Annotated in this window: 12 protein-coding genes; all 12 read right to left on the reverse strand. The window is 44.9% G+C overall.

Translation table 11 applies throughout. The features are described 5' to 3' along the window. Positions 1–10 precede the first annotated feature (10 nt). The 12 genes from cydC to N521_RS04265 all read right to left on the reverse strand — a co-directional run bounded on the left by cydC (position 11) and on the right by N521_RS04265 (position 14,635). Positions 11–1,747 carry a thiol reductant ABC exporter subunit CydC gene (gene cydC, locus N521_RS04210; RefSeq protein WP_035389915.1) on the reverse strand — a complete coding sequence of 579 codons (1,737 nt, stop codon included), beginning with the start codon at positions 1,745–1,747 and terminating at the stop codon, positions 11–13. Then, complete coding sequence (cydD, locus tag N521_RS04215; protein WP_035389917.1) at positions 1,737–3,473, reverse strand: thiol reductant ABC exporter subunit CydD; 1,737 nt, start codon at positions 3,471–3,473, stop codon at positions 1,737–1,739. Before cydD ends, cydC begins: the two co-directional genes overlap by 11 nt. Continuing rightward, positions 3,473–4,489: a cytochrome d ubiquinol oxidase subunit II gene (gene cydB / locus N521_RS04220; RefSeq protein ID WP_017368319.1), complete on the reverse strand. Its 1,017-nt coding sequence runs from the start codon at positions 4,487–4,489 to the stop codon at positions 3,473–3,475. The genes cydD and cydB overlap by 1 nt, the downstream gene beginning before the upstream one ends. After that, entirely contained in the window at positions 4,476–5,891 is a 1,416-nt protein-coding gene (locus N521_RS04225; protein ID WP_035389919.1) for a cytochrome ubiquinol oxidase subunit I, read from the reverse strand. Before N521_RS04225 ends, cydB begins: the two co-directional genes overlap by 14 nt. 328 nt (positions 5,892–6,219) lie before the next feature. Continuing rightward, on the reverse strand, positions 6,220–7,341 hold the full coding sequence (gene isdG / locus N521_RS19875) for a heme oxygenase (RefSeq protein ID WP_035389921.1): 1,122 nt from the start codon (positions 7,339–7,341) through the stop codon (positions 6,220–6,222). A gap of 1 nt (position 7,342) precedes the next feature. Beyond that, complete coding sequence (locus N521_RS04235) at positions 7,343–8,356, reverse strand: FecCD family ABC transporter permease (RefSeq protein ID WP_035389923.1); 1,014 nt, start codon at positions 8,354–8,356, stop codon at positions 7,343–7,345. Then, the gene (locus tag N521_RS04240) at positions 8,353–9,291 is read right to left on the reverse strand and encodes an ABC transporter substrate-binding protein (protein ID WP_035389925.1); all 939 of its coding nucleotides are present in this window, start codon (positions 9,289–9,291) and stop codon (positions 8,353–8,355) included. The genes N521_RS04235 and N521_RS04240 overlap by 4 nt, the downstream gene beginning before the upstream one ends. A gap of 18 nt (positions 9,292–9,309) precedes the next feature. Further along, entirely contained in the window at positions 9,310–10,059 is a 750-nt protein-coding gene (gene srtB, locus N521_RS04245; RefSeq protein WP_035389927.1) for a class B sortase, read from the reverse strand. A 26-nt stretch (positions 10,060–10,085) separates the two neighbouring features. After that, on the reverse strand, positions 10,086–10,856 hold the full coding sequence (locus N521_RS04250) for an ABC transporter ATP-binding protein (RefSeq protein ID WP_035389928.1): 771 nt from the start codon (positions 10,854–10,856) through the stop codon (positions 10,086–10,088). Beyond that, positions 10,843–11,829 (reverse strand): FecCD family ABC transporter permease, encoded by a 987-nt coding sequence (locus tag N521_RS04255; protein ID WP_007497915.1) that lies wholly within the window; start codon positions 11,827–11,829, stop codon positions 10,843–10,845. Before N521_RS04255 ends, N521_RS04250 begins: the two co-directional genes overlap by 14 nt. Positions 11,830–11,862: 33 nt before the next feature. Then, the gene (isdE, locus tag N521_RS04260; RefSeq protein WP_035389930.1) at positions 11,863–12,750 is read right to left on the reverse strand and encodes a heme ABC transporter substrate-binding protein IsdE; all 888 of its coding nucleotides are present in this window, start codon (positions 12,748–12,750) and stop codon (positions 11,863–11,865) included. A gap of 76 nt (positions 12,751–12,826) precedes the next feature. Next, positions 12,827–14,635 carry an NEAT domain-containing protein gene (locus N521_RS04265; protein ID WP_035389932.1) on the reverse strand — a complete coding sequence of 603 codons (1,809 nt, stop codon included), beginning with the start codon at positions 14,633–14,635 and terminating at the stop codon, positions 12,827–12,829. Between the last annotated feature and the right edge of the window lie 8 nt (positions 14,636–14,643).

The raw sequence follows: 14,643 nt of genomic DNA on the forward strand, positions 1-14,643 counted from the left end.
CGTTCAATTTTTACACGACCGAAAATGGACGATCCATTTCATACAGCTTTTGATAACGCACATTTTCTTTCAGCAAATCATGATGGTGCCCTTCCATCTCAATACGTCCACCTTCAATAAACATCATACGGTCACATGCCTCACAGCCAGTGAGATGATGGGTGATCCAAATGACTGTTTTTCCTTTTAACACACGGAAGATTGTTTCAAGCAATTCACGCTCTGTGCGTGGATCAAGCCCGACGGTTGGCTCATCTAATACAACAATCGGTGTGTTTTGCAGCAAAATCCGTGCTAGAGCCATACGCTGTCTTTCTCCACCAGAGAAACGAACCCCTGTCTCTTGTACACCTGTGTGATAACCTTCTGGCAAAGACTCAATGTAATCGTGCAGCTGCACTTGCTGCGCGGCTTCTTTTACTTGCTCTTCTGTCGCTTCTGGAGAACCTAAGCGAATGTTGTTTAAAACAGACGTATCGAATAAATAGGGCTGTTGATTGAGCACAGACACATAAGAGGATATCTCCTCTTGAATGCTTTGTACCGGTTTCCCCTGAATGCTGACAACCCCTTGATTTGGCACGACTGCCCCTTCTAACAGTTTTAAAATGGTCGATTTGCCTGCACCGCTTTTTCCTAAAAGAGCGAGCGATTCACCTTGCTTCATGGAAAACGAAAAATGCTTTAGTACATGTTTATTGACTTCAAATCCGAAGGTGACTTGATCAAAACAGACCGCTTCAACGCCATCAGAGACGGGTGTCTCGTCTGCTGCCTCCCTCTCCACTAATCCTTCATACGATTGCTTTTCATAATGATTTAATCTGCTGACGGCATGCTGATAAACAGGAATATCGCCTGCTGCATCTGACAGCGGAAGAAAGGCTTCTGTTAATGGAAACAGTACAAGCACAAAAGCTGCGATCAGCGTGTGCGGCATAGAACCAGCCTGAACGACTGAGCCGCTCCAATACACAACAAGGACGACTGCTCCTCCAATGACTAGCTGTGCTAAAAATTGGCGCAGACGGATAAACCGATGCTTTGCCGCTTCGAGTGCTAATAGCTTTGCTTCTTTTCGTTCATAACCTTCAACAAAATCGTTCTGTCTGCCGCTAAACAACCAGTCACTCACGCCCATGACGGCATCTGTTAAATGGCTGTACAGTTCATTTCTGCCTTTCTTCATTTGAATTTGTCTCGCCCGGTTCACAAGTACTGTGATGTATGGGAATACAAATACGAGCAGCGCCATATAAAGCAGCATCAATCCGGCAAAAGGCCATGAAAAAAGCCCAAGGGCTCCAATCGAAGCGGCATATAAAAGCAGCGCACCGATGGATGGAAAGATTGTTTTTAAATACGCATCCTGTAATCTCTCCACATCTTCTGATAACAGCCCAAGCATTTCACCTGTTCCAAGCTTAGTCTGTTTGGCACTTCGTTCAGCCATGTCATAAAGACGTACCCGCATTTTTTCAATCATTGTCAAAATGAGCTGATGACTCGCTAGTCTCTCTGCATAACGAGCAGCTGAGCGTGAAATACCAAAGGTACGTACTGCCACGATGGGGACATAGACCATCAAGATATTCTCAGGTCTTGTGGCAGCTTTTGAAATGAGGAACCCTGATGTATACATGAGCATAGAAGCAGAAAACACCGCAATCGCCCCTAAAAAAAGCACCAAGGCAAACAGCTTTTGATTCTCCTTGATATAAGGTATAAACCAGCCTTTACTGACCATGTGTGACCGCCCCCATTTGTTCCTGTACCAATTGATAGTACACACCTTTTCTTTTCATTAATGATTCATGAGTCCCCATCTCTGCAATCGTCCCATGATCCATCACAATGATTTCATCCATATCCGTCATCCAATGAAGTCTGTGTGTGGCTAAAAACACAAGTTTATTTTCAAACAATGGAAGCATTGTTTTCTTCAATTCATACTCTGTCTCAATATCCAGATGAGCCGTTGGTTCATCTAACAGCATAATGGATCGCTGGCCGAGCACTGTGCGAGCGAGGGCAATCCGCTGCGCTTGTCCACCGCTCAGTCCTCTGCCCTGTTCGCCAATGACCTCATCCAGTCCATTGGAGAGATCCGCTACGAGCTGAGACAAACCTGCCTCTTCCACCGCTCTTTCGACGTCTTCATCGGTTGCATTCGGTTCATAAAAACGAATGTTTTCTCTCAGTGTCATGTGAAATAAATAAGGATGCTGCGGCATATAAACGACTTCTTTTTGCCATGCCGCCAGCTGTAAATGAGCAAGCGGCTTTCCGTTTAGGATGATTTCACCTGCAGACGGTTCAACAAAACCGCCGAGAACATCCGTTAACGTCGATTTCCCCGAACCACTGGCACCGATGATCCCAATTTTTTTCTTTCCTTTCACAGTGAGGTCCACATCCTGAATCGAATATGGTGCATGCTCATCATGCAAGACACTGACATCTTGCAGTGTGAGCTCAGATTGCTCATTCCACTCGTTCAGCTGCACGGATTGTGTCTCCTGCTCTCGGAAGCCCTTTTCCTCTAAAATCACTTGAATCGCCTCATTCGCTTCTTTACCGTTTAACGTCGCATGATAATCATTACCTACTTCACGTACTGGCAAGAAATATTCTGGCGCAAGCATCAGTGCGGTCAAAGCGGGCAATAACAAAAGATCTCCTTCAATTAAGCGCAAGCCGAGAAATACAGCGACAGTCGCAATGGACAGCATAGAAAAGAAATCGAGAGCAAAAGATGAAAGAAAGGCGACTTTCAGTGTGCTCATCGTCGCCTTTCGATAACGCTTTGAGACCTCTGCAATATTGCGAGAATGCTTTTTGCTAATCCCTAAGTAGCGAAGCGTTTCAAGGCCACGGAGAGAATCAGTAAAATGATTGGATAATTTCTCATACGATCTCCATTGTTTGGCCGCTTTACGCTGAGCGACAAGTCCTAGCAAAATCATAAAAACAATTAAAATTGGCAGCGTGACAATGAGAATGACAGCAGATGTTTCATCTAATGTCCAAACATAGACAAGCACCATCACCGGAATAACTGCCATGTTCACCATTTTCGGCAAAAACAGCTGTAAATACTGACGATATTGGGCAATGCCCTCCATCGCCAATGTCACAAGCTTTCCTGTTCCTTTTTTCTTCGTGAAAGCTGGCCCTAAACGGAACAGCTGGTCCAACAGCTGCTTTCTGACGTCTGCTCCAATTCGGGAAGAATAGGTGAACATGACCTTCTCCCGCATCAAGGTGAGACCGTGCCGCACCAGAAAGGCAGCAAGAAACAGCAAGACATAAGGCGTTGCCTGCATGAGGCTCTTCCCGTCAAACAGCGTTGTTATGGCATGTGCCAGCCACTGTGCTTGAAAAATAATACTTGCTCCTTGGATGATTGACACAATACCTAAGAGGGCAAGAAGCCCCCTCATTCCTTTTAGTTGAAGCAAACGTTTATCCATTAGTAGGTCATTGGCTCCTTACCGCTTACACGTTTACGGAAGACATAGTAGCTCCAGATTTGATACCCAAGCACAAAAGGCAGCAAAGAAATGGCAACAATCGTCATGACCGTCAGTGAATAAGATCCTGATGCAGCGTTTTGAATGGTGAGGTCGAATGCATGGTTGATCGAACTAATCATGACACGCGGGAATAATGCTGTGAAAAGCATGGTCACCGTCACCATAATACCTGCACCTGTGAATAAAAATGTCCATCCATCACGCTCTTTTCTCATAAAGAATAGAGCCGCTACATAACAAACCACAATGAGTACAGTTAAAGGGATCGTAATGATCGGACGCACGGTATAAATGTCTGTTTCAAGAATAGACACACCAACAAATACAACAAGAACCGGCAGTGCAATCAATAAAACACGCTGACCGAGCTTTCTTGCACGATTTCTTAAATCACCCTCAGTGCGGAGTGTGACGAAAATCAATCCATGCAGAAGGCAAAGAACCGTCACAGCTACCCCGCCGATCACTGAATAAAGATTCACAAAGTCTGTAAATCCAGCGTACATATTCATGCTTTGATCAATGGGCATTCCTCGTAAAATACTTGTGAATAGCACGCCGAGTAAAAATGGCGGAAGCAGGCTGCCAAAGAAGATCACCCAGTCCCACGTTTTGATCCATGAAGCCTTCTCGACCTTCCCTCTAAATTCAAAGGCGACCCCCCGCCCAATGAGCGCTAGCAGGAGAACCGTAAACGGAATATAGTATCCGCTGAACATCGTAGCGTACCAGTGAGGAAAAGCGGCGAAAATAGCTCCGCCTGCTGTAATCAACCAGACCTCATTCGCATCCCAGAAAGGGCCAATCGTATTGATTAAAATGCGGCGCTCATGTGCATCTTTTCCAAGCAGCTGCATGGACATCCCGACACCAAAATCAAATCCTTCTAAGAAGAAAAATCCAACAAACAGTACTGCGACAAGAATAAACCAAATCTCGTTAAGATATGCCATGATATGCGCCTCCATCAAATGGATCTGTAGACAGGTCCGTTTCATCCTTTTGATCTGTATTCTCTTCAGAATGTGCACCTTTTTTAATTTCTCGAATGAATAAGTAGGCAAGCACGATGGCAAGAATCAGATAAATGGTCGTAAAGCTAATGACTGAGAATAGCAACATGCCGTACGATACGTTTGGTGAAATGGATTGTGCGGTTGTCATCATACCAAAGACTGTCCACGGCTGACGCCCAATTTCCGTCATGATCCAACCAGCTGAGTTTGCAATAAACGGGAACGCAATCATCCATACCATGAAGCGTAAATACCATTTGTTTGATTCTAGTTTTTTTCTAAAGCTCAAATACAAACCAATCATACTAGCAAAAATCATCAACATGCCGGCACCCACCATGATTCTAAAGCTCCAGAAGGTTGTTTTGACTGGAGGAATGTAATCTCCAGGACCAAACTTTGCTTCATATTCTTTTTGAAGGGTCAGCATGCCTGGCACATCTCCACTAAACTTCGAATAAGCCAAGTAACTTAAAGCAAACGGAATATTGATCTCCGCAGAGTTTTCTTTTTTATCTGTGTCAATGTTGGCAAATAGTGTCCAAGCCGCTGGATCTCCACTATCCTTCCAAAGGGCTTCACTTGCTGCCATCTTCATCGGCTGTGATTCCATTAAGTGCTTTGCTTGATCATGTCCAGAGAACGCCACACCTAAGCCAGAAATGAAAGCAAGCACCATGGCAATCTGGAAAGATTTTTTGAAAAAGGTCACTTCTTGTTTTTTGATCATTTTATAGGCACTGACACCCGCGATAAAGAAAGCACCGGTTGCCAATGCACCAAACAGAACGTGCGGGAACTCAACCCAAAGTTGCGGATTTGTCACGAGCGCCCCAAAGTCATTCATTTCTGCACGGCCATTTCTAATCACAAATCCAACTGGCTCCTGCATAAATGAGTTGGCGAGTAAAATCCAAAACGCCGAAAAGATCGTACCAAGAGAAACGAGCCAAATACATAACAAATGAATTTTTTTCGGCAGACGATCCCAGCCGAATATCCAAAGTCCAATAAATGTAGATTCAAGGAAAAAGGCCAATAACGCTTCAATGGCAAGCGGTGCACCAAAGACATCACCGACAAACCTTGAATAATCAGACCAGTTCATCCCAAACTGGAATTCTTGCAGAATCCCTGTCACCACACCTACTGCAAAGTTAATTAAGAAAAGGTGACCCCAAAATTTTGCCATCTTTTTATAAATCTCTTTTTTCTTGACGACATAAAGGGTTTGCATCAATGCAACGATAAATACCAAACCTATAGACATAGGAACAAAAATAAAATGAAATAATGTCGTTGAGGCAAATTGAAATCTTGCTAAAAACAGCTCACTCACAGCCTTACATCCTCCCTTACTTTCGCATGCCGAATGATTCGAGATATTTATGCTCACCATTTCACAAAAAGTTCACTATTTGTTCAATGATTCACAAGTGGAAGTCCATTTGATATAGTTCACTCGGTGAAATTTTACTCTTGATTTTCATTCGGTTAGTTATTTATACCTGTACTTTACACCCATGCGCTTCAAAAATAAAGTAAATTTTACCTAAAATTTGGATGGGATTGTGTCAGTTGTTTGAATACTTTGTCAAAAATATGTGACGGAAAGAGACAATCACAAAAAAATAGCGCTGCTTCTTCGCTGCAGCGCTTTTGAATATTTAGGCTTTTTTCTGTAAAGCAGGTCTTGTGACTTGCACTTCATAGTACGTAATTTTGTTTTTTAACAGGCCTTCAGGTTTCGCCTTTCCATGAGCGTGCGCATCACCAAATGCCTGAGATTTTGTCCAATTCACAAAGTCTTCTTTTCGATTCCAGCGGGTGTGAATGGTTACTTCATCGTAATCAGTTGTCTGCTGAGTGACCCATACTTCCATTCCTAAAAAACCTTCCATAAATTCTACTTGCCCCTGCTTGTTAAACCGTTTAACAAGGTGGTCGGCACTGCCTTTTTCTACTCTTACTTGGTTATTTACAATAATCATGTTTGGTTCATCTCCCTTTTGTTGTTGAATGGAGGCAATGGGGATAATGAGTGGATGCGGTCCGTCTAAGTGAACCTCTGCCTGAATCCCAAAAACCTCCTTGAAAAAGTCTTCTGTTAACACTTCTTTTGGTGAGCCAATTTGATGCACCTGACCTCGCTTCATAGCAATGAGACGGTCACAATATTTTGCGGCCTGCTGCAAGTCATGGAGAACCATTAAAATGGTGATGCCATGTGTTTGATTCAGCTGTTTGAGCAGCTCCAGTAATTCAAGCTGATGCGCAATGTCTAAATAAGTGGTTGGCTCATCCAGAATGATAGTCTCTGTCTTCTGAGCCAGTGCCATTGCAATATATGCCTTTTGTCTTTCTCCGCCTGATAATGTATGGAGCATTCTGTTTTCATTGGTGCGGCTATTCGTCACCTCAAGCGCCCACTCAATCGCTTCATGATCTGACGTGGTGCTTTTTTTCCAGATGGAACGATGCGGACTGCGTCCAAGTGCGACCAGCTCACGTACTGTCATCGATGGAATGGCGGTTCTTGTTTGCATGAGAACTGCCACCTCCTTGGCGATCTCCTGTGCCGTCATCTCTTTTTGTGGGATGTCGTGAATGTAAATCATGCCGCTTTCGATTGAGGTCAGTCGTGCGGCCGCTTTGATAAAAGTCGACTTACCTGACCCATTCGGGCCAATGATTCCGGTCACACTCCCTTTAGGAACAGCTGCTGAAATGGAAGACAGCCGAAAGCCGCCTTGACTGAGACTCACGTCATCCATTGCAATGACATCCATCTTAACCCCTCCCTTTCTTTTTTAATAAATAGAGGAAGAAAGGTGCACCGATGCAGGCAAGCAAGATCCCTACAGGCAATTCAACCGGTGTAAACCAGACCCGTGCCGCTGTATCGGCAAAGACCACAAGCACGCCCCCTCCAAGCATTGAAATCGGTAGCAAATACCGGTAATCATCTCCGATTAAAAGACGGATAAAATGGGGTACAACAAGCCCGACAAAACCGATTAAACCGCTGACACTGACAGCCGCTCCAGCTAAAAGAGCGGCCAGCGCAATGAGAAAAAATCGAGTCCTCTCTACTCGAAGGCCTAATAGCTGAGCCGATTCATCGCCAAGCAAAAGGAGATTGGACGGTTTAATGGCGAAAAAACAAAGACATAATCCAGCCAGCGCATATGGCGACACGAAGCTAAGATGATGCCAGCTCCGTCCGTTTAATCCCCCTGATAGAAAAGGCAAAACAGCCTGCACACGCTCACTGTAAAGCACCATAAACCCATTCATCACCGCACCAAGCAAGGCATTGACGGCAACACCTGCCAAGATCAATTTAAGCGGTGAAACCCCTTGATCAAATGACAGCATATACACGACAAGAGCTGCTAATAAGGCGCCCAGAAAAGCGGCTGCCGGAAGCAAATACGTGAATTGCGGAAGAACAATCATGCTGAGTACAGCAGCTAACCCGCCGCCCGCAGTCACACCAATGATCCCAGGGTCAGCCAGTGGATTTCGGACAACTCCTTGTAAAATCGCTCCTGATGCTGCGAGACAGGCCCCAACGAGAAAACCAATGAGCACACGCGGAAACCGTAAATCCATGACAATTTTTTCATGAACAGGCAGACCTGATCCCGTGAACACAGCCATTAAATCCGGTAGCGACAATTGGACAGAACCTACCGCAAGTCCTAGACAGACGCCCACACATAAAGAGAGAAACAATCCTGGTAACAGCCATTTTCGTCTTGACTGCCTTTTTTGAAAATCTAGTTCTGCATTCATCTTCATGATGACAATCGCTTCAATTTCTTCTCTAATTCATCGATCGCTCTGATGACTTCTGCGCCTGGATTTGTCCCAAATAGGTCACTTGGTAGAATCTCAACGTGTCCATTTTTGACAGCTGATACATCGTGCCACGCCGCATTTTGCTTCATTTCACTCATAAAGCCTGCTTTGACATCTTCAGGATTGCTGTGTGTCATCAGCAAAATGAGATCTGGATCGGCCTCGATTACCTTTTCTGCATTGATTTGTGCATATTGCGGAAACTTTTCGAGTGCTGGTTCATTTTCAGCAATATTCGCCCCACCAGCGATCCGCAGCAGATCACCGCTTAAAGATTGCGGAAGTGCCGCCATATATGTGCCGGGTGCACCATACACAACGAGCGTCTTTACTTTTTTCTCAGGCTGCTTCACTTGCTTGATCCGCTGATCGATTTGAGCATTGAGCGCTTTGGCCTTTTGCTGCTTTCCAAGTAAATCACCAAATAAAGTAACTTGACGCTGGATATCCTTCACTGAGTTGGCACTTGTCAAAAGAAGCTGTGAACCAATTCCTTCTATAGTAGAGATATCCTTGCTGTTTAATGATTCATTCCCAAGCACCACATCGGGCTTTAAACTCGTGATCAGCTCGACATCAAATTGATGGGTTGTGCCAATTGATTGTACGGACTTTGCCTTTTGTAGATTGTCTGGCAATTCGGCAGTTGGCCGGCCGACAACCTGACCACCTAGAGCATAAATGATGCTCATGTCGCCAGTTGACAACGAGACGATCCGTTCAGGTGATTCATGAAACGATAATGTTCTGCCGGCAAAATCCTGAATGTTGAGCGCACCTTGCTTGCTCTCATTCTCGACAGGCGCCGCCTGGCTGCATCCGCCGAGGAGAAGCACGGCGACGAGTCCTGCCCAAATCACATGTAAACATTTCAACCGTCTGTCTCTCCTTTTCTAGTAAACTTTCTTTAGCTTCGCCTGTACCACGAGACGCTTGTTTTTAGGTGCCAGCACATGATCACAGGTCGATAATGTGAGAATCAAGTCATCTGTGGATACGTCTGTTTTCGTTTGATAGATGGACTTCTTACGCACAGCTTGCAAGTAGTGCGCATATTCACCAAGATCCTGAAAATCAGTCTGAATATAATCAAAGTCGACTGTCGTCTCATACACAGCAAAAATCTCTGCTTCATAGCTTTGGTACAGCGTATCGTACTGAAATGTGCGATGATCTTGGAAGAAATCTTTTTTCAAATAGTTTGTGAGACCAGCAAACATAGACCCATCCCTCATCCGATGACCGTACACCACTGTATTGGGACTTTCATGCAAGACGTCATTACGATAATCCATAAAGATACTGCCTGCCCGTGTGTCATCCTTTACATAATTACGAGTTAAATAGAATGCATTATCGTTTGACTGAACAATTGGATACTGAATCATCGTGTCCTTCATATCAATCCAACCGACAATGTCTTCATTCACCTTTCGCAAATCATCAAATGACTGACGAATTTCTCCAGGTTTTCGCTGTTTCATTCCATCCTCGTGTGTGTAAAGTGTCTGAGCCTTTGCAAGCACCTGACGATTTTGATAATAGCCTAAGAGCTCCAAGCCAATGGCAGTACCGCTATATAGAAAAACACCTAAACAGACGATCGTCAGCATTCGCTGCCCGATTCTTTTCCCTCGTTTCACACTGTCTCACCTGCTTTTTGCACAACTTATATGCCTACAGGCACGATATACATCCCTGTTTCTGCATCCTGCTTAATTGTGACGGACACATGATAAATGTGCCGCACCATCTCTTCTGTTAACACATCATTTGGCTGTCCTTCGCGGATGATTTGCCCATCTTTCATGGCGATGATGACATCACTATAGCGAATCGCCTGATTCATATCGTGCAGGACCATCACGATGGTTAATCCATGCTCGACATTGAGCTCTCGAATGAGCTCCAGAATGTCAAATTGATAATACATATCCAAATAAGTCGTCGGTTCATCTAAGAAAAGCATCGGTGTTTTTTGCGCTAAAGCCATCGCAATCCATACACGCTGCCGTTCTCCGCCTGACAATGAGGCGAGTGGCACCTTTCGCTTATCCGTCAGCTTGGTACAGGACAGCGCCCACTCGATTGCTTTCTCATCTTCTTCCTTGTCACTACCGCGCATCGTTTGGTACGGCGTTCTCCCAAATGCCACGACTCGTTCGATCGTTAAATCGAGCGGCGCTTCATTTTGCTGATGTACGACTGCCAGCTTTCTCGCGAGTTCCCTTGGCTTGAACGCATTCAGCTCTTGTCCATTTAAATGAATCTGTCCTTTATGTGGACAATGGTTATGTGCCATCAAAGAAAGCAGCGTGGATTTGCCAGAGCCATTTGGACCGATAATGGTCGTAATTTTTCCTTTTTCGATCTTCGTGGTGACCGATTGAACAATGTCCCTCTGTCGATCATAGGAAAACGACACCTCACGAATGTCCATGCAGACGATCCCCCCTTCTTAATAAAAAGATCAGAAACGGTCCGCCAATGACAGCCATGATTGTAGAAGCAGGGATTTCATTTGGTGCCACAAGCGTTCTGCCGAGCGTATCAGCCGTCAAAATGAGCAAGGCCCCGCTTAACGCAGAAAATGGAATCAGTACCCGATGGTCCGAACCGACGAGCCTTCTAGAGATATGGGGAATGAGCAAACCGACAAAGGCAATCACGCCCGCTACCGCAGCAGTCACCGCTGCTAATAACACCGCCGTGATTGAAATCAAAAGGCGCATTCTGGTCACACGCAATCCTAAGTTTTTCGCCGTCTTATCCTGAAGGGCAAGCAAGTTACACCATCTGCTAAAGAAAAGCGCAACCACAAGCCCAATGACGCCATAGACACCGATTAAACGGACATCTCCCCACGTTTTCATCGTGAGATTCGACTGTCCCGACTGATTAATGGTGATATTGAAATAGCTGCAAATGGTCACAAACGCTTCTGCCATCCCTGTAAACATGGCATTGATGGCGATCCCCACCAAAATCATTCGAATCGGGCTTAAACCGCCTTTCCAAGACAACACGTATACGAGGAAGCAGGCAATTGCCCCGCCTAAAACTGAAAATAAAGGAGAGTAGAAATAAAATTGAGGAAGCGCTGTAATTGCCATTAAAGAAAAGAAGCTAGCTCCCGATGAAATACCAATAACACCTGCATCTGCTAATGGATTCCTCATCACAGACTGCAAGAGGACACCGGAGACAGATAAAGCCGCCCCTGTAAACATCGCAATGAGCATGCGGGGGATTCTTAAATCTTTAATGATTTCTACCTGTGCATGTTGACCGGTCATAAGCCCTTCCAATAATTCAATCGGTGTAACATGAATGCTCCCCGTAATGGCGGAATAAATAAATACGCCGGCTAGTAAGAGACTGACTATCAGAAATAAAATCCCTGTTTTTTTCATCTTGAACGTCCTTTTATCATTAAGATTCGCCGCTTATGACGGGTACAACATACGGGTCAATTCATCTAATGCCTCTGCTGCCTTTAAGTTGCCTGTTGTCCCGAATAAGCTTTCTTCGAGGTCGTACACCCGGTCTTGTTTGACCGCATTAAAATGTTTCCAAATATCATTTGTTTTAAATTCTTGATCAAACATTTTGACGACTTCATCCGGCATCCCATGTGCAGCTCGGAGAATGATATCTGGATTGGCTTTTTGTAAATACTCCGTATTGGATGCCAAATACTCCATTTTCTCACCTTTTACGATGTTCTTTCCTCCTGCAATACGCACAAGATCACCGATATACGAATTCTCTGTTGCCACTAAATAACTGCCTGGTACACCAAGCAAAATGAGAACGGATGGCTTCGCTTTTCCCTTCGTTCTCTCTTGTATGTCTTTCTTTTTTTGTTCAAAATCATCCACAATGCGTTTCGCTTGTGTCTTTCTATCATATTTTTCTCCAAGCTTTGTGATGGCGTTCTCCATCTTGTCCAGGCTCTCAAGGTTGAGGTATGTCGCAGGGACAGAAGCTTGTTGAAAAGGCGTTTCTAAATCATATTGAAGGGTCGTGACAGACAGGACATCTGTCGGTTGAAGTGATTGGATGATTTCCATGTCCGGGCTCATTGGGTTACCGACTGCTGGGAGTCCTTTGTATCGAGCCGGCAAGGATTTTTGACTTGTTGGCACCCCGACAAGATCCACCTCTAGCGCATCCATGATCTCAGCAGCAGCTACAGTCGTTGCCACAATGCGGGCACTTGATGCTGCGCTTTTTTTGCCTTTCGCTGAGCTTTCAGCTGATTGTGAGCAGCCTGCTAAGAAGACGCACACACATAGAGCCGTGATCAGGGTACATAACATTCGATGCTTCAAAAAACGGAAGCCTCCTTTCGAAAAAAGGAAGTGGATGCGCCGAGATGAATGGCGCACCTCACTTAAAATAGATTCTTTATCTTGTACGAGTTTGATACTTTCTGACGAGCACGAATAGTGACCCGCCGAATAAAAGAATGTACACCCAAAGAAGTGAAGTATCTCCTGTTTTCGGGTTCAGCTGACCTGTCTCAGACTTGGTTTGGTCATCTGATGGCGTAAAGGTCATCTGCTCTGCGCCCGTTTCCTCTGGTGCGAGATTCGCAAGCTGGTTTGGTTGAGAATCGTGATCATTCGGATTTTTCACAAAGCCGATGCTCTCATCGTCTCCGATCACCGTCGCAATTCCGCTTCCTTCACCACTTGCGATGCCTTTCGTATCATAGACAAGTTTGACATCGTACTGCTCATGATAATTGGCAGCTGGAATGTCAATTTTCACGCGTGCTGCCTGAGCACTACTCAAACTTTTTGCTTCATATTGAATCACTCGTGTATCTGCTTTTTGATCAGCCTTTGCAACTAGCGTCTCTTCAAATTTACCGCCGGTTCCTACTTGGAACGACGTGATGGCTGAGCTGTTCTTGACAGTGTATGAAACGAAATGGCGGCCATTTTTCACCACCAATGTCGCAGGGCTCACGACGTAATCGTTCATGCGAGAAAGCTCATCTTTGTCTGCTTTCTTCATTGAAAAAGGAAGCTTGTACACCCCGTCTTTTAGCTGAACTGTCTCTTGATTCGTTCCGCCGTTCGTTGTGTCTGGTGCTGGTTTATTTGGTTTTGGTGTTTCTGGTGTAGCCGGTGTTTCTTCCTCTATTTGACCGTCCTTCAGTGGAACGATACTTTTTGAATCAAATTGAAAACGAATATCGTACGTTTGATCATAGTGAGCGGCTGCTACTACAATGTGTACTTTTCCGTTAACTGCTTTTTTCAGATCAGACACTTCAAATGAAACCACTCTTGTGTTCTTTGCTTGATCTGTGCTCACGTTTTTCACTTCTTGATAAGAACCGTTTTTCTCTATTTTCAAAGAATCAACTGACGTATGATCCTTCACCGTAAAGGAAACGGTTTGCGTTCCATTTTTAACGGTTAACGATGCTGGATGTGAGAAGTATTGGCTCATCCGAGATGCCTCATCCTCATCGCCCTTCAGCACACTGTAGTTGATACGATACACACCATCTTTTAATTGGTTCTGCGTCGAATCAACTGGTGTTGTGCCGTTTTGATCATCTGGCTTTGTTTCGCTGTCGCCTGGCGTCGTGCCACTTTGATCATCCGGCTTTGTTTCGCTGTCGCCTGGCGTCGTACCATTTTGATCATCTGGTGTTGTTTCGCTGTCGCCTGGCGTCGTACCGTTTTGATCATCAGGTGTTGTTTCACTATCGTCTGGCTTCGCAGGCGTGACAAGTGTGAGACTGCTCTCGTCGAAAGCGATCTGTACGTCATACGCCTCATCATAAATAAAGCCGCCTAAGTCCCAGTAAATTTTGACCCAGCCATTTAATTTGGCTGATACATCGGCTACATCAAATTTGATCACACGCGTATTCGCTGTCTCATCTTCACTGACCGTTTCAGTGGTGACGAGAGAGCCATTTTGTTCGACCTTGAAATCTGTGATTTCTTTGCTTTGCTTCAGCGTAAGATAGGCAGTCGTCTTGCCATTTTCGATGATGAGCTTAGCTGGCTTTTCTGTATACGTATCCATCATGGATGCTTCAGTGCTGCCATTTTTTAAAATGGTGAATCCGGCCGTATATTCACCATCAACCAATGATGCTGCCTGAGCCGTTCCTTGAGGCAGCTGAAACGCAGTCAACAAACTGAATAAAACGAGCAGAATAGCTGTCTGTAGATGAAAAAGACGTTTCAAAAGATGAC

The sequence above is a fragment of the Bacillus sp. UNC125MFCrub1.1 genome (assembly GCF_000701305.1).
In the GTDB taxonomy this organism is placed as follows: domain Bacteria; phylum Bacillota; class Bacilli; order Bacillales; family Bacillaceae; genus Bacillus; species Bacillus altitudinis.